Origin of the sequence: Acidovorax sp. NCPPB 3576, assembly GCF_028473605.1 — a bacterium.
Lineage (GTDB): Bacteria > Pseudomonadota > Gammaproteobacteria > Burkholderiales > Burkholderiaceae_C > Paracidovorax.
The window spans coordinates 4,712,468-4,732,010 of record NZ_CP097267.1; the positions used below are offsets into that span (position 1 = coordinate 4,712,468).

Genomic DNA, 19,543 nt, shown 5'->3' on the forward strand with positions numbered 1-19,543 from the left:
GGAATGGAACGCACCGCGGGTGTGAACCGCTCGGTGCTCGATGCGCTGCAGCAAATCCTGCAGTTGCTCAAGGGCCAAGGAACCACCCCGTCGCAGGCGGCCTCACGGCCTTCACAACCCCTGCAACCCGCGCAGCTGGACGCCCAAGGCGCCGCGCGCATTCTGGCCGACCACATGCTGGGCGGCCACGGCGGCCTGCTCGCGAAGGCGTTCGCAGGCAAGGACATGTCTCCGGGCCGCCTCTACCAACTGGCCGAGAGCGGCACGGCCCCGCCCAAGGTCGCCGAGGCTGCGAAGTTCATGCTCCAGAACCCCGATATCTACAAGGCCATCGAGACCCATGACGTCCCAGGTGCCGATGGCAAATCGGGCGTGGGCAATCTGCTGGCTGCCGCACGCGGCGAAGTACCGGGTGTGGGTGGCGCCGCTGCATCGCACTCGGGCATCCGCGAATTGCTGTCGCAAGTGCTCCAGGGACTGCAGGCCCGGGAGCAGCAGCGCGGGGTGCAGATCGAAATCAGGGTGAGCGTGAGCGCCCAGGTTTCCATCAGGACCTGATCAGGCCAGGACACGCGGCCGAAAACAGGATGAGGACGATGGCGAGGGGCGATGCCCCACGCCATCGTCCTTTTTTCGTTGCCTGAACTTCGGACAAAAAAAGGGCCGGCAAACATGCACGGCCCTCGGGAAACGTCAGTGGAAATCAGCGGGTGGCGGGATAGCGGTCCAGCACCTTGCGCACGTAATCCTGCGTTTCGCGGAAGGGGGGAATCTTGTAGCCATGGCGCACGACGGCCCCCTCGCCCGCGTTGTAGGCGGCCAGGACCAGCTCGGTCTGGCCGCTGAACTTGTCGGCCAGAAAGCGCAGATAGCGCACCCCGGTTTCGACGTTGACTGCGGGCGTGAACAGATCGGCGGAAGATGGCGCGCCAAAGCGCGCTGCCGTGGCGGGCATCAGCTGCATCAGTCCCAGCGCGCCTTTGGGCGAGCGCGCATTGGGAGCATAGGCCGACTCGACCTCGATCACGGCCTGGACCAGGTGCGGGTCGATGGAGTGTCGGGTGGCCGCTGACTCGATCACTGGCCAGAGCGATTCGTGGCGCCACCGCGGCGTCACCATGGCCGTGGGCCAGACTGCGCCGGAAGGTGCCGCGCCCTGGGCGCGGGGCGCGCGGATCACCCGTATGCTCGCCACCGCTGCCGCATTGGCCACGGGCTCATCCGTGTCCACCGGGTCGGCTGGCGGGTCGGGCAGTTCCACCGCCCGGCATTGCCCGACGATGGCCGGATAGCGCTTGGCGATGTCGAACGCCACGCGCACCGGATCGGAGTCCGGGCCCTTCACCCAGCAGTCGTAGGCCACGAGCGCGTTGGCGCCGCATGCGTGCAGCGCGGTCGCAGCGACCAGCGCGTGGCGCTGCCAGCGCACCATCACAGCAAGCCCAGGTGGCGCAGCACCGGGGCACGGCTGGCAAAGAAGCAGCGGGCGCTGTGGGCCAGGCGTTCAGCCGGCATCTGGCCGTCGCCATCGCCCTCGAACTGAGCGCGCATCGCCTGGACCATGTCGTCCGCGGTCTGCGCGCCCTGAGAGGCGGCGCGGATCTGCGCCATGGCGAGCGGCGACCAGCCCATGGCCTGGCCGCTGGCGGCGCAGGACAGGTAATTCAGTCCGTCGTCGGCGGACCGCTGCATGACCGCCGTGTTGAAGCGCTGCACCGATTCCCGTGCGCTCTCGCGCAGGGCGGCCGGCAATGCGGGGTGCACTTGTGCTTCGTTTTCCAGCAGCATCAATGCATCCACGATGAAATCTTCTCCCAGCGGCGCCAGTTCGGGCCGGCGGGCCAGTTCGCGGGCGGTGGCGGGGCCTTCCGCCAACGCGTCCAGCAGGCGCAGGGCGGTGGCGCCATCCACATACTCGGCCGCGCCATCGGACAGCGGGCTCTCCTTGGTTTCGCTGCGCGCGGTGGCAAGGAGCCACGTCCTGTCCAGGCGGAACTGCGCTTGCTTCGCCGCGCTGGCCTGGGGCGCCCCACGGGTGTAGAGATCCCAGCGGAAGGACCGGTTGACGGCAAAGTCTCGCAGGGTCTCGCGTAGCACCGGGTCATCGACTCCGCCCAGCAACTGCCGTGTGGGCAAGGGCAGGATCGCGGCATCCACCTGCTGGGCCAGCACGGCAGGCGCAGCGAACTCCAGGCCCGCCTCGGCCATCTCGGCAGCGACCTGGTGGAAGTGCATGGGGTGCCAGTCGGGGTTGAAATACTCGTGCGCGGCGTAGTGCGGATCGAGCCGCCGCAGTCCATACAGGCGCGCCTGCACGGAAAGGTCGTCGGCGAAATAGGTAGGGTTCACCTCGGCGAACTCGTCGAGGAAATCCAGCGTTTGCGACAGGCGCTCGATCGGCGTCGCGCTGGCCGGGACCTGGCGCAGCCCATGCAGATTCACCAGTTCGCGCAGCGGCATCTGGGCAGCCCAGCCGGGCAGCGCGTTGTGGCTCACGAAGACCACGCCTCCCGGGCGCAGCCGCTCGGCGATGAAGCGCATCACCACCTTGCGCAGCGGCGGCGAGATCCAGGAATACACGCCGTGCATGGAGATGATGTCCATGGGGGGCAGGTCACGCTCGAGCAAGGTCTCGAAGGCGTCCTCGAACACCTCCACGTTCGACAGGCCTGCGTCCTGGGCCAATTCGTTCGCATAGGCGACGTGATGGGGGTTGAAGTCGTTGCCGTAAAAGCGCATGTGCGGAAAGCACGCGGCATGCGCTACCAGCGGCAGGCCGAACCCCATGCCCAGTTCGAAGCAATTGAGGGGGGCCGACAGATCGGGACCACACACACCGCGGGATTCGAGGGCCACGCTCATCTGTGCGGGCGACAGGGCGCGGTAGTAGCCACGGGTATAGGGTTCGCTGCGCACGTCGAGCACGGCGGGCTGGGGTGATTTCATCGGTCTTCCTCTGGGCGTTGGGACGGTGACAGGGCGTGTGCACCTCCGCGTTTCGCGAAAGGCGCCAACGGCTGCGCCCATTGCAGCCGCAACGCGCTGCAACGCCGGCCCCGCAGTCGAAAAGATGGCCGGAAAGGCGAAGCAGCGTCTTCACATCGCCCCTCCAGCGCACTGGCCAAAATCCCTTCAGCGGGGGTGAAACCGGGCGCCAAAATCCCCGAAAAACGCGGCCTTCGCACCCTAGGCCGTGTCTTCGCCTACCGGGCCACCCAGGCGATGGGGGCCACCTACTCTTCGTTTCGTCAGTCCAACGAACCGGAGTACTGCGTTGAAGTCCACCGCCCCCATCCCACGCAAGCCATCCGCCCCTCCGGCCTGCGGCATGGGAGCCGTTCAGCGCGACACCCTCGCCGCCGTGCTGCTCGCCTTGACCCTTACCGGTTCCGCTTTCGGACAGCCCTCGCCGAACTACATGAAGATGTCCCACCAGCTGGGCAGCATCTCCGGCATGTCTTCCGCGGCCAGTCCGTTCGCGGCGCCGCCAGCAGACCGCGTCCAAAGCGATGCGCCCGTGGCCACCCGGCCCGTGGCCATGCCCTCGGCCCGGGCCACGTCGCTGTCCACCGCGCAGGCCCTGCCACTGCCACCCAGCGCCAATGAAATGGCGGCCTGGGAAAAGGGCCGCTTCGTCTATCGGGCAGAAAACAAGCGGATCTCGGACGTGCTGCAGGACTTCGCCGCCAGCCGGGGGACCCCGGCCATCGTGGCCGACGGGGTGGAAGGCGTGGTCAATGCCAATTTCGATCTCAAGCCACGCGAATTCCTCGACAGCATTTCGCGCGCCTACAACCTGCTGTGGTACCACGACGGTTCGGCGCTGTACTTCTATCCGGGCCGTTCCATGCAAAGCCGCATGTTCCGGCTCAAGGGCTTCAACCGGGAACAGGTGGCCGATCTGCTGCAGTCGTTCGATCTGGGCGACAAGCGCTACCCCATCCGTTTCAACGAGGCCAACAGCACGCTGTATGCGTCCGGCCCGCCACGGCACCTGGAGCTGGTGAGTTCCGCGCTCGAAGCACTCGATGCGGGTGTGACCGATAACAACGCCCGCACCGCGCGCGTCTTCTCGCTCCAGTTCGCCTCGGCGGGCGACCGCGCCGTGGGCAACACCACCGTGCCGGGGGTGGCCACCATGCTGCGCAAGCTCTACGGCGAACGCGAAAAGGAAGGCTCCAGCATCGCCCCGCTGGTGCGGATGATGGACAAGGATAACGACAGCACGACGCGCAAGAAGCTCGGTGCGTACATCCCCTTGCCCGCCGCCAATCAGTTCTTGCCACCGCTGCCCCGCGCGACCAACCAGGACGCCAGCACGTCAGCAGCCGACCTGCGCCCACTGACGCCGCCCGCGAAGAACTCCGACGAAGAGAACCAGCCACGCTTCGAAGCCGACGAGGGCACCAACTCCGTCGTGGTCTTCGGGCGCGCCGACCGCATGGCGGAGTTCGAGACCTTGATCCGCCGCCTCGACCAAAAGCCACAGCTCATCGAACTGGAGGCCACCATCATTGAGGTCAACTCCGACAGCGTGGACGCGCTGGGCGTGAACTGGACCCTGCGGGGCAGCGACACCAACATCAGCATGAACCTGTCCAACAGCCTCATGCCGGCCTCCGCCCTGGGCACGATCGTGGCCGATGCAGGCCGCCATCTGCTGGCCCGCGTCAACGCCCTGCAGGGCGAGGGCAAAGCCCGGGTGCTGTCCAAGCCGTCCGTCATGGGTGTTGCCAACCGGACCGCCGTCATGCGCGAAAAACGCGTCGTCACGGTGCGGGTGGCAGGCAACCTGGAGGCCAACCTGTTCCAGATCGAGGCCGGAACGCTGCTAGAGATGACGCCGCAGGTCACCCGCATGGACGGCAGCAACAACATCAAGCTCACGCTCTACATCGAAGACGGGGCGTTCGAGACCAACGTGGTGGACCAGGTCCCCATCGTGAAGAAAACCGAGATCCGCACCGAAGCCCATGTGCGCGAAGGCGAGAGCCTGCTCATCGGGGGCATCACCGTGGAGTCGGAGCAGTCCCAGAACAACGCGGTTCCCGGGCTTTCCAAGCTGCCGCTCGTGGGCGGGGCATTTCGCAACAACGAGCGCCAGACGCAGCGCACCGAGCGGCTTTTTCTCATCACGCCGCGGCTTCTTAATGCCGGTTCGCCCGCTCCTGTCGCCTTTTTGAATGAGGTTCGCAAGCCATGAAGCAGCTTCGCATACTGACCGGCCAGCATGCCGGTGCACAGATAAATTTGACCTCAACGCGCTACCTGGTCAGCGCGGAAGACGCAGCAGATATCCAGCTTACCGACTGGACTTCGGATGCGATGTTGATCGAAGCGGGAGAGAACGGAATGATTCAGTTCGCGCTGTCACCACAAGGCACTGCCCAGACTTGGCTGCCCATGGAAGACTTCGTTCCCCATCGCCTGGGCGACATCGTGCTGTGTACCGGCCCCGGCAACGCCGCCTGGCCCGCCAGTGTCGATCTGATCGCACGCCTCAGCCAGGCCCCCGTGGTTGTGCCCCAGCGCCGCAAGGTATCGCCGGTAGTCCTGTCCGCCGTGGTGGGAACCGCGCTCATGACCGCCGCGCTGAGCGCTGCGGTCATGCCGTTGAGCCCCACCAAACGGGAGCGCCCGGCAACGGACGCCGCAGCCCGCGAGCCCCAGCCGAAAGAGCCGCTGCTGGTACGGGTCCAGCGCACCTTGGCCACGGCACCGATCTCGGGGCTGGAAGTGATTGCGCAGGCCGATGGTGTCGTCGTGCGCGGCTTGCTGGCCGAGGCATCGGACGCCGACACGGTGCGCCAGTTGCTGGCGCCGTTCAAGGCCGAACGCATCGTGCACGCCTACGCCACCAGCAACGAGGTGGAGCAAAGCATCGCAGACGCCATTGCACGTCCAGGCATTCGTGTCCATCACCTGGGCGAAGGCCGCTTCAACGTGACCGGCGACACGCAGAACCTGTCGGCGCTCAAAGACAGCGCCACCCGCATCGCTTCCGACCTGGCACCGCTGGTCAAACGGATCGAAGTGAGTGCCGCAGAGCTGCCCCCCACGGGCGTCAAGCGCATGAGCGCGCTGATGAACACAGGGGATCTGCAGTACGTACAGACACGCGACGGCGTAAAGCACCTTTCGCCGCCGAATGCAGAAAGCCTGGCCGCCAACGACTGGTCGGTTTCCCGTTAACCCTTCACCCAACGAACGCCAACACCATGACTGCTTCCAACGAATCCATCATCTTCAGCGACCTCGCCAATCTGGATCAGGCGCTCACCGAGGACAAGACCGGCGACCGTGCTCGGGCCATGATCCGCTACTTCGCGGAGATCGCGGAAGAGAGCAGTGCGATGCTGAAGTCCACCCAGGTGGATGCCGAGCGCCAGCTCGTCAAGCAGCTGATCCAGGCGTTCTACGCGTCGCAGCGCGTGATCCAGCGGATCTGGGAAACCGTGCACGGCACCACCCTGGCCGTCTGAGAAACAAGGAGCCCGCCATGCTGGTCCCCGAAGCACAAACCGCGGCCAAGAGCGCATATCCGGTGATCTACCGCAACCTCATGACCGTGGGCTTGCTGGGAACGATCTACCGGGTGGGCGAGGACGCGCAAACCATTCATTCCACCGTCGAGATGACGCTCGAAGACGCCCATGGCTATTCGCTGTACCGGACCGTTGCCATGGCAATGGGCGGCCAGCTAGGCGAAGCGCGCGAGGCGCTCGCCTCGCGCATCGAGCAAGACCCTCAGAACGGCGAGAACAAGGTCGCCATGGCCGTCGCAATGCTCTTCGGCGGCGACAAGGGATGGCGCTACTGGATCGACAACGTGCTGGCCACCCATGCAGACCAGGAGGTGCGCGAAGCGGCCTTCGGGGTACTGAAGTATGTGGGCCAGCAAAGCCGAAGGGTTTCCCTTCATTGACCCGAATTGGCATGGCGGCACCTGCCGACATGCCTCACCGAATGGGGGCCGCGCAGTGCGGCCTTCAGCAACGCGGAATGTTCCGCATCTTTCTCAAGGAGTCCAAAAATGGTTACTGGTGCAGATGGCAAGACGAAGGCGTTGATGACACGCATGGATCAACAGCAAGACAACCAAAACGCGATGACGGAACTGCAATCCAAGCTGAGCGAAGAGCAAGGCCGCAACTCCGTCATCTCCAACATGGCCGACGCGTTCCAAAAGAACTCCAAGGCCCTGTCGGACAAGCAGGCGCAAGGCGCGGGCTGATTCCGCACGCGCCGTGGGCCCATCCGCCCATGGTGCTGCATTCCCTGTCTTTTTTCTTCCCTACTTTCAAGGAGTTCAAAAATGGTTACTGGTGCAGATGGCAAGACGAAGGCGTTGATGGCACGCATGGATCAACAGCAAGACAACCAAAACGCGATGACGGAACTGCAATCCAAGCTGAGCGAAGAGCAAGGCCGCAACTCCGTCATCTCCAACATGGCCGACGCGTTCCAAAAGAACTCCAAGGCCCTGTCGGACAAGCAGGCGCAAGGCGCGGGCTGATTCCGCACGCGCCGTGGGCCCATCCGCCCATGGTGCTGCATTCCCTGTCTTTTTTCTTCCCTACTTTCAAGGAGTTCAAAAATGGTTACTGGTGCAGATGGCAAGACGAAGGCGTTGATGGCACGCATGGATCAACAGCAAGACAACCAAAACGCGATGACGGAACTGCAATCCAAGCTGAGCGAAGAGCAAGGCCGCAACTCCGTCATCTCCAACATGGCCGACGCGTTCCAAAAGAACTCCAAGGCCCTGTCGGACAAGCAGGCGCAAGGCGCGGGCTGATTCCGCACGCGCCGTGGGCCCATCCGCCCATGGTGCTGCATTCCCTGTCTTTTTTCTTCCCTACTTTCAAGGAGTTCAAAAATGGTTACTGGTGCAGATGGCAAGACGAAGGCGTTGATGGCACGCATGGATCAACAGCAAGACAACCAAAACGCGATGACGGAACTGCAATCCAAGCTGAGCGAAGAGCAAGGCCGCAACTCTGTCATCTCCAACATGGCCGACGCGTTCCAAAAGAACTCCAAAGCCCTGTCGGACAAACAGGCTCAGGGCGCGGGCTAATGCTGCATCGCGCCATGCCGGTTCGACCCGCCCATGGCGCTGCACAGCCTACCCATTTTTTTCTTTCACAAGGAGTTCGACATGGTCACCGGAGCAGATGCAAAAACGCAAGCGCTGATGAAAAGAATGGATCAGCAACAGGAAAACCAGAACGCCATGACGGAATTGCAAGCCAAGCTGAGCGAGAAGCAAGGCCGCAACTCCGTCATCTCCAACATGGCCGACGCGTTCCAGAAGAGTTCCAAGAGCATGACGGACAAGCTCGCGCAGGCTGCGGGATGAACCAATCGGGTCCTCGTTGGACCCAAGGCTCCCCAGCCGCGCATGAATTGCAAGGCGTGCTGCAGTCGCCACAGGCGATGCCCCCCCTTGTCACCACGATCGTGGCCCTTCTGGCCTGCGCTTCGTATGTCGTACTGGTGAGCGCCGAGACGGACCATCGACCAACACCGGCGCAGGGCTGTACGCGGGCCCAGGCCGTCTATGCAGAAGAAACAGGAGTGTTTTTATGAATCCGAAATTTGAGCGCAAGGAATTCGTCACTGCGCTGATCAAACTGGTCTACCGGACCATAGGCCAGGGCATGAACGACGAGGCATCGGACATTCTTGCCGGCATCCGCACACTGCGGCCCAAGGTGGCTGAGCTGGACATGATCGATGGCTGGATTTCCTTCCGTCGCGGTGCCTACCGCGAGTGCATCCAGCTCGTGCGCAGCCTGGAAAGCCACCCGGAACAGTGGGACTCCGCCAAAGCCATGATCGCCAACTGCCAGTACATGCTGGGCGATCGCGGCTGGGAAATGACCTTGAATGAGCTGGAACAAGGCAACGCAGGCCCGGACGCGCTGGAGTTGGTCAGCGGCCTGGTCGTCAACCGGGCCAAGGCCGCCGGCACCTTTGAGGAAACCACCGAGCCGACCAAGCCTGCCGAGGCCGCCAGCGCCTCCGTGTTCCAGATGCCTTTCATGTTCATGCGCGCCTAGACGCTCCCTTCATTTCCGGAGAATCCACCATGGACCCCATCGGCAGCATTGGCGCGGCATCCAGCTCCCTCATCGTCGAGCAGGCTTCCGGCCCCTCGATGAACCTGAGCGCCGTCGCGGAGAAATTCGCCCGCATGATGAAGGAGTCGCCCCCGCTGTCCTCCGTGGAAGCCGAAAGCCCCTCCACCCTGGGCAAGATGCTGATCAATCAGGACGAATCCATCCGCAAGGAAATGCAGGACACGGCAGCGCTCATGCAGGCAGCGATCCAGCAGCCGCCCGGCGTGGACCTGACGGCATACCAGGTCACTCTGATGTACCAGTTCGCCGGCACCCACTTCCAGGTCCAGGCGATGAGCAGCCTCGCACAAACCGCTAAAACCGGCCTGCAGACGCTCATGCGCAACCAATAACCCCTTTCAGCGAAGCACCCACCATGGCGCAATCCCTCTGCTCCCGCGCAGCGACATATCGCCAGTTCGCGCGCCGCGCTCTGATCCCGTTGCTGCTCTTGCTGGCCCTGACCGGCTGCAAGACGGACCTCTATACCAAGCAGACGGAAAACGACGCCAACGACATGGTGGCCGCCCTGCTGGAAAGCGGCGTTCAGGTCAACAAGGCCACCACGGATGCCGGCAAGACGTGGAACGTTCAGGTCGCCCAGGACGACGTGGTGCGCTCGCTGACGGTGTTGCGCTCCTACGGCCTGCCCCGCGAGCGCCACGTCACGCTCGGCGAAATGTTCAAGAAGGAGGGCCTCATCTCCACGCCGACCGAAGAGCGGGTGCGCTTCATCTATGGCGTGGCCCAGCAGTTGGAGGCCACGCTGTCGCAGATCGACGGCGTCGTTACCGCCCGGGTGCACATCGTGCTGCCCAACAACGATCCGCTCGCCTCCGCCGTCAAGCCCGCCAGCGCCTCGGTCTTCATCAAATACCGCGAGAGCGCGAACCTGGCAGGCCTGGTGGCAGGCATCAAGAACATGGTGGCGCGCAGCGTGGAAGGGCTGTCTTACGAGAACGTGACCGTCACGCTCGTGCCTGGCATGCCGTTGAGCCCCGCCGTGCTCAAGGAAGAGTCGAACACCCCGCTTTGGATCGGTCTCGGCGCCGCGCTGTTCCTGCTCCTGACGGCAGGCGGATGGCTCGCCTGGAAGCGTCCCGCCTGGCTGCCGGAGCCGCTGCGGCGCAAGGCGACCAACGCCTCGCAGCCCGCTGCGGATGCAGCCAAGGCCAACCTCCCGGCCACGACAGCCGCAGGAGCTTCGGCATGACCGCCTTGCCCGCGATCGTGCCTGGCCAGGAGCGGCGGCCATGACCCGGGCTCGTCAGCTGGCGTCGCTGGCGCAGGCACTCCAGCAGCGGCTCGAAGCGCTGCACGATGGCATGGACCCGAGCTGGCGTGCCCCGCTCGGTCTGGCGCAGTCGTCCCAGGACTGGGACCAGGGGGCCGTGGGGCAGCGAATGTCCATCGCACTGTATGAACGCAGCTGCGGCCCCCTGCCCCCGCTGCCCTCGCTGGACCACCCTGCCGGGCGGCTCGCTCTGATGGACCGGCAGCAAATGCTGTCGCGGCTGTGCGCGCTCGCCCTGATGGGGCGGCCGGGCGTGTTGCGCTGCTGCGTCGAACGCAGCTCGCGGGCCGCGTTGCAACAATGCCTGGGCCCGGCCTACGGTGCGCTGCGCGGCATCCAGGAAGGCACACCCGTTCCCAGTGAAGTGGCGGCCTGGTCGCCCCTCGCCTGGGCCTGGGTCGGCTACCGCGAACTGGTGCGAGAAGGCATGTGGCCCGATCGGGGACTGCGCCGGCTGGCCCGGTTGTCCCTGCCCCTGTCGCGCCAGGAGGAACCCCGCGCCCGGAACGTGCCGGCGGCACTCACTCCGGCCCAAGCCCGCCTGGAGCGGCTCGAATCACTGTTCGAAAGTGCCCCATGCTGATCTGGTCCAACCCGGGTGGCGCTCATCTGCGCACCGATACCGGTATTCTCCGGGCGCATGAAATTCCCACGGTGACCGGCGTACTGGGGCTGCTGGAGAGCGTACGCAAGGAATGCGCCGCCATCCGCGAGGAAGCGCAGGCGCAGGCGCAGCAAAGCGCCGAAGAAGCCGAACACTCGGCACAGGCGTTGCTGCAGCAGGCGCGGGAAGAGGCCGATGCCCTGGTGGACGAAGCCCGCCGCGAGGCCGCTGCCGAACGGGAATTGGGCTATGCCCACGGCGAACGTGAAGCCGCCGCACGGTGGCACGGACGCTTCGAGCAACTCAAGGCCACGCATGAAGCCGCCTGGCACGCCATGGACACCAAGCTGGCCGGCGTGGTCGCGCTGGCCGTCGAGCGCATCGTGCAATCCGAATCGCGTGAAGCCCTTTTTCGGCGTGCCCTCCTGACCGTGAAGGATGCGCTGCGCCAGGCAGCAACGGCCAGCCTGCGCGTGCATCCCGACGAAGCCGACGCGGCGCGCACGGCAATCGCATCCGCCGTGCGTGGGCCGAACGAGCCCGAGGTGCGTGTCGAAACCGACGCGTCCCTCGCGCTGGGTACCTGCATCTTCGAGTCCGACATCGGCCGGCTCGACACCAGCCTGGGCGTTCAGCTTGCCGGGGTGCGCTCGGCACTGGAGCGGGCCACCCGATTGGCGATGGCCAATGCTTCGCCGGACACGAACGTGCCGCCCGACCCCGAAGAGATCGCGTTCGAGTCTTTGCAGGAAGACCCACCGACGCCGACCCCGGAAACACCGGATTGGCTGCAGGCGACCGAAGAAGTCGAAGAAGTCGAAGAGGCCGAAGAGACTGAGGAAACCCCAAAGTTTGAAGAGGCCGAAGAGGCTTCTGCATCTGAAGATCCGCTGGGGGAAGAGGATCCTGCGCCCTACCCGGCCCTGGCGCCGGAAGCAACGCCCTCCGCCCAGGCGGCATACGCCTCCTCCGACTGGCTCTCCTCGGCCGAGCCTTTGGATGGCGATGCAACGGACTGGATCGAAACCCTGGACCCGATGAACCTGACCGCCGACGACGGCGATGACGAAGAGGAAAAGCACCATGCTTGAAGTCTCCGGACTGCCCGATTGGATGGAGCGGGAAATTGCCTCTGCGACGATCGTTCGCCGCAGCGGCAAGGTCGTTGAGGTGATCGGCACCCTGATGCGCGTGACCGGCCTGGATGCCAAGCTCGGAGAGCTGTGCCATGTGCTCGACGAAAGCGGTGGCCTGCTGCAGGCCGCCGAGGTGATCGGCTTTGCCAACGGCCAGAGCATTCTGTCGCCGTTCGGATCGATCCTCGGCGTGCGGGGCGGCTCGGCCGTGGTCGGACTGGGCGAGGTGCTCTCCGTTCCCGTGGGGCCGAAGCTGCTGGGCCGGGTGATCGACAGCCTGGGCCAACCCATCGACGGCAAGGGCCCGCTCGACTGCCTGGAGCGGCGCCCGGTATTTGCCCTTCCGCCCACGCCGATGGAGCGGGAAATGATCGAGCACCCCCTGCCCACCGGAGTGAAGGCCATCGATGCCCTGCTCACCCTGGGCGAAGGCCAGCGCATGGGCATCTTCGCCCCTGCCGGCGTCGGCAAGAGCACCTTGATGGGCATGCTCGCCCGTGGCACGGAGTGCGACATCAGCGTGATCGCACTCATCGGCGAACGGGGCCGCGAAGTACGGGAATTCGTCGAGTTCATTCTGGGCGAGGAGGGCATGGCGCGGTCCGTGGTGGTCTGCGCAACCTCCGACCGGTCATCCAGCGAGCGCGCCAAGGCGGCCCACGTGGCCACCGCCGTGGCCGAGTACTACCGCGACCAGGGCCTGAAAGTGCTTTTGATGATGGACTCGCTCACCCGCTTCGCCCGCGCGCAGCGCGAGATCGGCCTGGCGGCAGGCGAGCCTCCGGCGCGGCGCGGTTTTCCGCCCTCGGTATTCGCCGAGATTCCCCGCCTGCTGGAGCGGGCCGGCATGGGCGCGGTGGGCTCGATCACGGCGCTCTACACCATTCTTTACGAAGACGAGAGCGGGGGCGATCCGATCTCCGAAGAGGTGCGAGGCATTCTGGACGGCCACATGATCCTGTCGCGCAAGATCGCGGCCCGCAACCAATACCCGGCCATCGACGTGCTGGGCAGCCTGAGCCGCGTGATGTCGCAGATCGTGCCCAAGGACCATCAGCAAGCAGGTGGCCACTTTCGCCGTCTCATGGCGAAATACGACGAGATCGAGCCACTGGTGCAGATGGGCGAATACAAACCCGGCAACGACGCGCTCGCCGACGAGGCCATGCAGAAGATGCCTCAGATTCTGGAGTTCTTGAACCAGGCCACGTCGGATCTCTGGGATTTCGACCGATCGGTGGGCACCCTGGCTCAGGTGGCCAACGGTTGATACCCGCGTCCGTGGGCCGGGGTTCGGCCACCGGTCAAGCCGGGCGGCGGGGGAAAAGGCAGGCCAGCGATGCGATGGCGATGCGGCCCACGCCGGGGGCCGTGCGCAACGCGAACCGCGCGGCTTGCCCAAGCAGGCCCAACGGGCGAACCTGCCCACTCAGGATGTCCCGCCACAAAAGCCCCGCCAGCAAGCGCGACAGATCGATACCGAGGTACAGCGCCGCCAGCGCCAGGCACGCGATGCGCCGGGCATGTCCCACGCCGAGGGCGCGCGCCACGTCGGAGGCAACATGGCGATGCCCGACCTCTTCCTCGCAATGCCAGCGCCACATCCGCGCTTCGCGGCCATTGCCCTGCAGCCAAGCCGTTCCTTCAAGGACCTGGGCCGACAGCAGCGCGGTCAGGTGCTCGAACGCCTCGGCCAGCGCCAGGCGGGTGGGCAGCGGCAACCCCGCCAGTTCCTGGACTGCGGCTGCCACCCGGCCCTCCAGCGCCGCCACCGGAACGCCCGACTGCGCCAACCGCTCGTTGTAGCGACGGTGCGCCCGCTGGTGCGCGGCTTCCTCCCTCACAAAGCGCAGGGCTTCCTCGCGCAGCGCTGGGGACGGGAGGCCTTGCCCGCCGTGGGCCTGCAGCGCATCGGAGATGGCATCGATCACGAAAGCCTCGCCGGAAGGCAGCAAAAGCGACAGCGCATCGAAGAACCGCGTGCGGAACATGTCGCCGTTCCATGGCGCCACACGGGCATGCGCCGCGGTCACAGCAGGCCCCCCGCCCAGTGCGTTGCGCGGCGCAGCAGCCCGAAAGGCAGGATGCGCCAAAGAGGCCACCCCGCTGCCAGCGGCACCGCACCGCGCAACAGGACGCCATGGTCCAGCGAATCCGCATGCGGAAAATAATCCGGCCGCACGCCGACGATCTCCCGAAAGCCCTTGCGGTGGTAGTAGCGCAACTGCGCATCGGCCGGCAGGCCGCCGCGGCGTGAATGCACATAGGTTTGCGCGTCGGGCGCTTGCCCGTCTTCCATGGCGCGGCGCAGGCCTGGAACGGGCGATCCCAGATAAATGTCGCGCCAGCCATTGCGAAGCGCATGGGGCCAAAAGAACCGGATCAGCTCGCAGGCAGCCTCCGGGTCCACGCTCGTCAGGCTGATGCCGAAGAGGCTGCGGCTGCGCTGCGCGCCCACCGGGTGCCCTGCACAGTCGTGCCAGGAGCGCGCAGCCAGCACGGCCTGGCGGCAGACCGGCTTCATGAAGAGCGATGCCAGCGCCTCCCCCGTTCGAGGGCAGAACGCGCCGACGCACAGATCGGGATGAGCCAGGATGCGATCACGCAGCGCGGCCTCGTCGGCCGCTTGCTCCGAAGTCCATTGCCGGGCCTCCAGGCGCAGCAATTGGGGGATGTCCTCCAGGCAGAGAAACCGTGCCTGCGGCCGGCTCTCCGCACGCGAAGCCCCCTTGAAGACCGGGGCAGGCAAGGGCGTGCCGTGAGAGGGCGACCAAGAGCCTGCTGGCGCGCCGCGCCGAATCTGCACATCGAAATACATGAGGGTGGATGATCGTCAGCCCGTGTGAAAAGCTGATGACAATCGATGCAGCGCGCCCCTGGCGGACGGCCCCGCTCGCTTGTCTGGCGATCGCTTCGCATGCTGGCCGCGCACGCAGGCGTTGGCTGCCTACCCTGAAGGCATCCCGATCAACGCGAGAACGCCATGAACAGTCTCATCCTGAAAAGCCCCCCGACAGAACTGCGCCCGGTAGCGGGCGGCCTCTTTGCCTGGTTGAGCGCCAAGGCCTTGGGCGTCCATCGCCTGCGCCGCGCATCTCCCCGCCGCGTGGGGGAAATGTCACCCGCTCCTGCCGTACGGCAAGCTGCCGCCCGGCCGGCCGAGCAGCCTGTACGGGACCTGTCCGAAGGGCTCGCCGGCGTACCGGTCGTTCGCGGCTCGCAAGGGCTGCTGGACATCTGCGAAGACGGGCTGTTCCCCGGATTGCGCAAGATCGTCCTGCGGGGCGAGTTCAGCGACGCGGATCTGCAGCACCTTCCCGGGTCGCTTCAGGACCTGGAACTGCTGCATTGCAAAGGCATCAGTTCAGCGGGCCTGGCGCAGCTTTGCCGGCTGGACCTGCGCTCGCTCACGGCCCGCCATCTGCACATCGACGCGCAAGGCGCCGCGATCCTCGCAGGCCATCCCACGCTGAGCTGCCTGGACCTCAGCCACAACCCGATCGGCGACGAGGGTGCCCGCGCGCTGGCCCGCAGCACTGGCATACAGACGCTGCGGCTGAACGACTGCGGTATCGGCAATGCAGGCGCCGCTGGCCTGGCAGCCCACCCGCACCTTCAGGTGTTGGAGTTGCGGAGTAACCCTTCGCTGGGTGCCGAGGGCATCCGCGCCCTCGCCCGCAGCCATGCCCTGCGCTCGCTGGACCTGAGCGACAACCGGCTGCGCGATGCAGCCATCGCCCCGCTGGGCGGCAACCGCAGCCTGACCCACCTGGCGCTGGGCGGCAACCTGATCGGCGAAGATGGTGCGCACAGCCTGGCGACGCACCCTTTTTTGGAGTCGCTGAACCTGCAGCGCAACCGGATCGGAGACAAGGGTGCGGGCGCCCTGGCGCGGATGCCGCGGCTGCACACCCTGGTGGCGTCGGGCAATGGCATCGGCACGGCAGGCGCGCAAGCCCTCGCGCAACACACCGCCCTGGCCACGCTCGACCTGCGCCACAACCCGGTGGGCGATGCCGGTGCCCAGGCACTGGCCGACGCCCCATCCCTGGTTTTCCTGGATCTGGGCAGTTGCCAAGTGGGCAATGCCGGCGCTTGCGCGTTGGGCCGCTCACGCACGCTGGCCCGCCTGGTTTTGCGCAACGACATGGCAGGGACCGTGCAAATCACGGAAGCCGGCGCTTGCGCCCTGGCAGCCAGCGCCTGCCTGACCGAACTCGACCTGGAGGGCCACCAGATCGGCTCCGGCGGTGCCCGGGCCCTGGCAGCCAACCCCCGCCTGCAGAAACTAAACCTGGCCCGCAACCGGATCGGCGAGTCAGGCGCGCACGCATTGGCTGGCAATCGCACGCTGGCATCGCTGGACCTGTGGAGCAACCCGTTTTCCGAGCGGGGAAACCGTGCGTATGCGCAAACCCATCGCGCACTGATGACCGCCCTCGGTTGAAGGCTTCCGGTATGGGCTGATGGGCCGTCCAGGGCCGGGAACAGGGGGCCTGGCCTGGGTCGAGGAATCGGTTCGCGCGCACGCGGATGAAAGGCCACCGGCCAGGGTGCTTACGCAGTTAAGCCCTGGCTTCGCCAACGGCCCGATGGCAGGGCCGGCCCCCGGCGCCTGCCTGCGATGCATCAATCGGACTTGGGCTTGACCCAATCAGTCAACTCGTCACGGTGCTGCAGGGTGCGAAGGGTCTGATCGACCATCCCCTGGATCTGCGCGATCTCGTCCCTGTGTTCGCCTGCGCCAGCCGCGCCGCCCAGCAGCAGCCGCTGAGCAACCTGCAGATCACCCAATTGCGGCTCGCTGGCCTCCCGCAGTCTGGCCAGCGTGTCCATCGCTGTGCTGAGGTACATCGTCTGATCGTTGCCATGCTCGGGAAACACGCCCCGGAGTTCGGCAGCCAGAGCGGACACCTCGTTCTGTGCGAGGTAGGCCGCGTTCGAAAGCCGCACCATTTTGTTGTCTCGCCACTTGTCGATGGAGTCGGTCAGGCTGTGGGACGCGCCGCCCAGATACTCCTTGCTGGCTTGCCAGACGAAATCGTTGGAAGAACTCTGGCCGGCCTGCTGCAGCATGTAGCCCTGCGAGCGCAGGGATTCGCCCGACAAGGCCGAGTTGGAGCCCCCCCGCCCCAGTTGCCCGACCAGGGCGCCGATGCCGGTCGATGCAACGCCCGCCATCACGTTGGATGCAAGCGAACGGCCCATGTCGCTCAAACGGGCGCGCACATCGTCGCCATTGGGCGACCACGACCCGCTCGTGCGCCAAGGACCGATCCAGAAATGCTGCGTCAGTGCCAGCGTCTCCTTTGCCACTTCCGCCCCATAGCCTGGCAACCCTCGGAAGTCCGCCAGCCCGGCAGCAGGCAGCTCGGGATGCGGCAGGCTCTTGGCAAACACGTTGGCTTTCTGTGTCCCGCCAGCGAGGTCGTCCAGGTTGGCATAGGCCACTGACTTGCCCATGCCCAGCGCGAGCTTGGTCACCCCTCCGCCGAGCCCTGAAGCCCACAGCGAGTGGGCAAACACCAAGGCCGGATTGGTGAACGCATGGATCGGCATCACCTGCCGGCGCAGCACGTTGAAGCCTGCCGTCACGAGCGGCTGGGCCAACACCCCCCATTGCTTGCCGTCCAGCGCAGCCTGCAGTGTCGTCACCGACTTTCGCCGCAGGTCTGCCTGGGTCTTCAATTCATTCATCGTGGGCAGATGGCTCGGGCCACCCAGAGCATCGGCCGTCACCGGTTTCCAGAACTCTTTTCTTCCGTCAACCACGCGCAGTTGCACGGGGCAAGGATCGGGGACCAGCACGCGGGGATCGATGGCCTTGAACTGGGGAAAGTTGGCAAAGGCAGCGCGGCGGTCCATGGCCGACAGCAACGTGGTGTCGGCCAGATGCGCGGTAACCCCGCCGAGAGCGCCGCCAGCGAGCGCAGGGTCGTACTGGTTGCTCAGTTCTCCGATGTTCACCGATTGGCCCTCGGCGTTCAGGCCCGAGCGCGGGCCGATGGCGGTTGCCATCGCGTTGGCGGCTGGCGACCGCGACATCGAGCTCAACAATTGGCGGACAAAGTCGTACCCCGCCGGCAGCGCGGCATCGGCGGCCTTCAGCGAATAGCCGGCAGCTCCAGCGGCCTCGCGCGCATCGGCTGTCTGCCTGGCCCAGTCTTTGTATTGCGCGGCCATCTCGAGCTGCTGCGGGCTTTCGTTACGGAACTGCATGTTATCCAGAGCGGCCACCAGACGATCGCCCGCCGTCAGAGCGGGTAGGTCCGCCGCCGCAGGATCGGCCGCCGCGGGCGGCATGTTGGCCTCCAGGTCCACCATGTCGATGGCGATCTCCTGCACCGATGCCTGCAAATCGGTGGCCTGCGCCACTGCAGTCTGGGGCGCCTGCCCTCGCAATCCGACCTGCCCCGCCAGCGCATTGGCGCCCGCCCAGGCGGCCCCCATGCCCTGCGCCATGAGCCGTCCACCCGACTGCATGGTCTGACCGATGGCCCCCATCCAGCTGCGAGAGGCCCCGGCATTGGCAACGCCTTCACCGAAAGACGGCATGTCGATGGCGACGTAGGGCACGGACGTCGTTGGGGAATGGCTGGCTTCAGACGTTCCTGATGCATGAGTGCCACGGTCGGGAAGCACCGTTCGGCGGATGGGTCCGGCACTGTCCGGTGTGCCCGGCGAAGCTCGCGGGCTCAATTCTTGGTGCTCCAGCGTCTGCGACCGGGGCCGAGACCGGTCAACCGGGTTCCCGGGGGGCGCCGTGTCGGCGCCGGTACGCTGGTGGGTGGGCCGGAGGCTGCGGCTGGTGACGTTCGGATGGTCCATGGGAATGTCCTTGGGTCCAGTGATTCGGGGAGACGAGACGTCCGGTGGAGACTCAAGCGGAGGCCGAGGCCGGCCCGGGCTGCTCCAGCAATGCCTGCAGCACGCTGGCACCCACGCCGTTGAGCATGTCCATGGCGGTGGCCGCGTCTTGCGGGGCCTCGATCCAGGACAGCGAGCTGAGCTGCAGCATGCCTTCGGCGGATGCGCCCAAGTACCAGCCGAACTCCTTCAGGACCGCGGCCTGCAGCGTCAAAAGCTTCAAGACCTCCGGCCCGGCAAGCTCTTGCGCTGCGACCGGCAGCAGCACTTCGGGAAGCACCGCGGCATGCTCGGGGTGCAAATGGAAACGGCCGGCCAAACCGGCCGGCCCGCTGATGACCCGCGGGGCCATCAGGAAGAGGCCGTCTTCCGCCCGCAGGCCGATGTGCACGGCCAACTGGGTCAAGAAATCGATCTGGGCGCGCGTCGCGGCCTCGGGCACGCGGGCAACGGTGGATGGGGCGCTCATGGGACTGTCCTATGACGAATTGAGTGTGTTGGGGGGGGGGGGGAGAGA

Annotated in this window: 23 protein-coding genes; 17 read left to right on the top strand and 6 right to left on the bottom strand. The window is 65.9% G+C overall.

Annotation, left to right across the window (positions count from 1 at the left end; genetic code table 11):
• Positions 1 to 3: 3 nt before the first annotated feature.
• Positions 4 to 558 carry a hypothetical protein gene (locus M5C98_RS21445; RefSeq protein ID WP_272549466.1) on the top strand — a complete coding sequence of 185 codons (555 nt, stop codon included), beginning with the start codon at positions 4 to 6 and terminating at the stop codon, positions 556 to 558.
• A 145-nt stretch (positions 559 to 703) separates the two neighbouring features.
• Here M5C98_RS21445 and M5C98_RS21450 read toward each other — a convergent pair whose 3' ends face one another.
• Entirely contained in the window at positions 704 to 1,432 is a 729-nt protein-coding gene (locus M5C98_RS21450; RefSeq protein WP_272549467.1) for a lytic transglycosylase domain-containing protein, read from the bottom strand.
• Positions 1,432 to 2,946, bottom strand: coding sequence for a class I SAM-dependent methyltransferase (locus M5C98_RS21455; protein WP_272549468.1), 1,515 nt, complete (start codon positions 2,944 to 2,946; stop codon positions 1,432 to 1,434). The genes M5C98_RS21450 and M5C98_RS21455 overlap by 1 nt, the downstream gene beginning before the upstream one ends.
• A gap of 328 nt (positions 2,947 to 3,274) precedes the next feature.
• On the opposite strand from M5C98_RS21455, the gene sctC reads away from it, so the two are divergent.
• The 15 genes from sctC (at position 3,275) to sctN (ending at position 13,429) form a co-directional block, all read left to right on the top strand.
• The gene (sctC, locus tag M5C98_RS21460; protein ID WP_272549469.1) at positions 3,275 to 5,203 is read left to right on the top strand and encodes a type III secretion system outer membrane ring subunit SctC; all 1,929 of its coding nucleotides are present in this window, start codon (positions 3,275 to 3,277) and stop codon (positions 5,201 to 5,203) included.
• 47 nt (positions 5,204 to 5,250) lie between these two features.
• Positions 5,251 to 6,192, top strand: coding sequence for a secretion protein (locus M5C98_RS21465; RefSeq protein WP_272549470.1), 942 nt, complete (start codon positions 5,251 to 5,253; stop codon positions 6,190 to 6,192).
• Between the two features lie 26 nt (positions 6,193 to 6,218).
• Entirely contained in the window at positions 6,219 to 6,482 is a 264-nt protein-coding gene (locus M5C98_RS21470; protein ID WP_272549471.1) for a hypothetical protein, read from the top strand.
• Positions 6,483 to 6,499: 17 nt separating this feature from the next.
• Positions 6,500 to 6,925: a hypothetical protein gene (locus M5C98_RS21475; RefSeq protein WP_272549472.1), complete on the top strand. Its 426-nt coding sequence runs from the start codon at positions 6,500 to 6,502 to the stop codon at positions 6,923 to 6,925.
• A gap of 108 nt (positions 6,926 to 7,033) precedes the next feature.
• Entirely contained in the window at positions 7,034 to 7,234 is a 201-nt protein-coding gene (locus tag M5C98_RS21480) for a hypothetical protein (protein ID WP_272549473.1), read from the top strand.
• A gap of 81 nt (positions 7,235 to 7,315) precedes the next feature.
• Positions 7,316 to 7,516, top strand: coding sequence for a hypothetical protein (locus M5C98_RS21485; RefSeq protein WP_272549474.1), 201 nt, complete (start codon positions 7,316 to 7,318; stop codon positions 7,514 to 7,516).
• An 81-nt stretch (positions 7,517 to 7,597) separates the two neighbouring features.
• A complete protein-coding gene (locus M5C98_RS21490) occupies positions 7,598 to 7,798 on the top strand; it encodes a hypothetical protein (protein WP_272549474.1) in 201 nt (66 codons plus the stop codon).
• A gap of 81 nt (positions 7,799 to 7,879) precedes the next feature.
• Positions 7,880 to 8,080, top strand: coding sequence for a hypothetical protein (locus M5C98_RS21495; protein WP_272549474.1), 201 nt, complete (start codon positions 7,880 to 7,882; stop codon positions 8,078 to 8,080).
• Positions 8,081 to 8,113: 33 nt separating this feature from the next.
• Positions 8,114 to 8,362 (top strand): hypothetical protein, encoded by a 249-nt coding sequence (locus M5C98_RS21500; RefSeq protein ID WP_272549476.1) that lies wholly within the window; start codon positions 8,114 to 8,116, stop codon positions 8,360 to 8,362.
• A 226-nt stretch (positions 8,363 to 8,588) separates the two neighbouring features.
• Entirely contained in the window at positions 8,589 to 9,065 is a 477-nt protein-coding gene (locus M5C98_RS21505) for an HrpB1 family type III secretion system apparatus protein (RefSeq protein WP_272549477.1), read from the top strand.
• Between the two features lie 29 nt (positions 9,066 to 9,094).
• Complete coding sequence (locus tag M5C98_RS21510) at positions 9,095 to 9,478, top strand: type III secretion protein (protein WP_272549478.1); 384 nt, start codon at positions 9,095 to 9,097, stop codon at positions 9,476 to 9,478.
• Between the two features lie 23 nt (positions 9,479 to 9,501).
• The gene (gene sctJ / locus M5C98_RS21515; RefSeq protein ID WP_272549479.1) at positions 9,502 to 10,338 is read left to right on the top strand and encodes a type III secretion system inner membrane ring lipoprotein SctJ; all 837 of its coding nucleotides are present in this window, start codon (positions 9,502 to 9,504) and stop codon (positions 10,336 to 10,338) included.
• A gap of 40 nt (positions 10,339 to 10,378) precedes the next feature.
• On the top strand, positions 10,379 to 11,002 hold the full coding sequence (locus M5C98_RS21520) for a type III secretion protein HrpB4 (RefSeq protein ID WP_272549480.1): 624 nt from the start codon (positions 10,379 to 10,381) through the stop codon (positions 11,000 to 11,002).
• Positions 10,996 to 12,114, top strand: coding sequence for a type III secretion system stator protein SctL (gene sctL, locus M5C98_RS21525; RefSeq protein ID WP_272549481.1), 1,119 nt, complete (start codon positions 10,996 to 10,998; stop codon positions 12,112 to 12,114). Before M5C98_RS21520 ends, sctL begins: the two co-directional genes overlap by 7 nt.
• Positions 12,107 to 13,429, top strand: coding sequence for a type III secretion system ATPase SctN (gene sctN / locus M5C98_RS21530; protein ID WP_272549482.1), 1,323 nt, complete (start codon positions 12,107 to 12,109; stop codon positions 13,427 to 13,429). Before sctL ends, sctN begins: the two co-directional genes overlap by 8 nt.
• Positions 13,430 to 13,463: 34 nt before the next feature.
• On the opposite strand, the gene M5C98_RS21535 is transcribed toward sctN, so the two are convergent.
• Positions 13,464 to 14,150 carry a metal-dependent hydrolase gene (locus M5C98_RS21535; protein WP_272549483.1) on the bottom strand — a complete coding sequence of 229 codons (687 nt, stop codon included), beginning with the start codon at positions 14,148 to 14,150 and terminating at the stop codon, positions 13,464 to 13,466.
• A 38-nt stretch (positions 14,151 to 14,188) separates the two neighbouring features.
• Positions 14,189 to 14,908 carry a hypothetical protein gene (locus tag M5C98_RS21540; RefSeq protein WP_272549484.1) on the bottom strand — a complete coding sequence of 240 codons (720 nt, stop codon included), beginning with the start codon at positions 14,906 to 14,908 and terminating at the stop codon, positions 14,189 to 14,191.
• A gap of 234 nt (positions 14,909 to 15,142) precedes the next feature.
• Here M5C98_RS21540 and M5C98_RS21545 point away from each other — a divergent pair, with 234 nt between their 5' ends.
• Positions 15,143 to 16,606 carry a ribonuclease inhibitor gene (locus tag M5C98_RS21545; protein WP_272549485.1) on the top strand — a complete coding sequence of 488 codons (1,464 nt, stop codon included), beginning with the start codon at positions 15,143 to 15,145 and terminating at the stop codon, positions 16,604 to 16,606.
• 182 nt (positions 16,607 to 16,788) lie between these two features.
• Here M5C98_RS21545 and xopF read toward each other — a convergent pair whose 3' ends face one another.
• Both xopF and M5C98_RS21555 read right to left on the bottom strand, forming a co-directional pair.
• Positions 16,789 to 18,735: a XopF/Hpa4 family type III secretion system effector gene (gene xopF, locus M5C98_RS21550; RefSeq protein WP_272549486.1), complete on the bottom strand. Its 1,947-nt coding sequence runs from the start codon at positions 18,733 to 18,735 to the stop codon at positions 16,789 to 16,791.
• Between the two features lie 304 nt (positions 18,736 to 19,039).
• Positions 19,040 to 19,495: a hypothetical protein gene (locus M5C98_RS21555; RefSeq protein WP_272549488.1), complete on the bottom strand. Its 456-nt coding sequence runs from the start codon at positions 19,493 to 19,495 to the stop codon at positions 19,040 to 19,042.
• Positions 19,496 to 19,543 lie beyond the last annotated feature (48 nt).

Bases quoted from the DNA above. Each gene is read 5' to 3' on its own strand.
- M5C98_RS21445 (WP_272549466.1), top strand. From the start codon at position 4: ATGGAACGCACCGCGGGTGTGAACCGCTCGGTGCTCGATGCGCTGCAG.
- M5C98_RS21450 (WP_272549467.1), bottom strand. From the start codon at position 1,432: ATGGTGCGCTGGCAGCGCCACGCGCTGGTCGCTGCGACCGCGCTGCAC.
- M5C98_RS21455 (WP_272549468.1), bottom strand. From the start codon at position 2,946: ATGAAATCACCCCAGCCCGCCGTGCTCGACGTGCGCAGCGAACCCTAT.
- M5C98_RS21470 (WP_272549471.1), top strand. From the start codon at position 6,219: ATGACTGCTTCCAACGAATCCATCATCTTCAGCGACCTCGCCAATCTG.
- M5C98_RS21475 (WP_272549472.1), top strand. From the start codon at position 6,500: ATGCTGGTCCCCGAAGCACAAACCGCGGCCAAGAGCGCATATCCGGTG.
- M5C98_RS21480 (WP_272549473.1), top strand. From the start codon at position 7,034: ATGGTTACTGGTGCAGATGGCAAGACGAAGGCGTTGATGACACGCATG.
- M5C98_RS21485 (WP_272549474.1), top strand. From the start codon at position 7,316: ATGGTTACTGGTGCAGATGGCAAGACGAAGGCGTTGATGGCACGCATG.
- M5C98_RS21490 (WP_272549474.1), top strand. From the start codon at position 7,598: ATGGTTACTGGTGCAGATGGCAAGACGAAGGCGTTGATGGCACGCATG.
- M5C98_RS21495 (WP_272549474.1), top strand. From the start codon at position 7,880: ATGGTTACTGGTGCAGATGGCAAGACGAAGGCGTTGATGGCACGCATG.
- M5C98_RS21500 (WP_272549476.1), top strand. From the start codon at position 8,114: ATGGCGCTGCACAGCCTACCCATTTTTTTCTTTCACAAGGAGTTCGAC.
- M5C98_RS21505 (WP_272549477.1), top strand. From the start codon at position 8,589: ATGAATCCGAAATTTGAGCGCAAGGAATTCGTCACTGCGCTGATCAAA.
- M5C98_RS21510 (WP_272549478.1), top strand. From the start codon at position 9,095: ATGGACCCCATCGGCAGCATTGGCGCGGCATCCAGCTCCCTCATCGTC.
- sctJ (WP_272549479.1), top strand. From the start codon at position 9,502: ATGGCGCAATCCCTCTGCTCCCGCGCAGCGACATATCGCCAGTTCGCG.
- M5C98_RS21520 (WP_272549480.1), top strand. From the start codon at position 10,379: ATGACCCGGGCTCGTCAGCTGGCGTCGCTGGCGCAGGCACTCCAGCAG.
- sctL (WP_272549481.1), top strand. From the start codon at position 10,996: ATGCTGATCTGGTCCAACCCGGGTGGCGCTCATCTGCGCACCGATACC.
- sctN (WP_272549482.1), top strand. From the start codon at position 12,107: ATGCTTGAAGTCTCCGGACTGCCCGATTGGATGGAGCGGGAAATTGCC.
- M5C98_RS21535 (WP_272549483.1), bottom strand. From the start codon at position 14,150: ATGTTCCGCACGCGGTTCTTCGATGCGCTGTCGCTTTTGCTGCCTTCC.
- M5C98_RS21545 (WP_272549485.1), top strand. From the start codon at position 15,143: ATGAACAGTCTCATCCTGAAAAGCCCCCCGACAGAACTGCGCCCGGTA.
- M5C98_RS21555 (WP_272549488.1), bottom strand. From the start codon at position 19,495: ATGAGCGCCCCATCCACCGTTGCCCGCGTGCCCGAGGCCGCGACGCGC.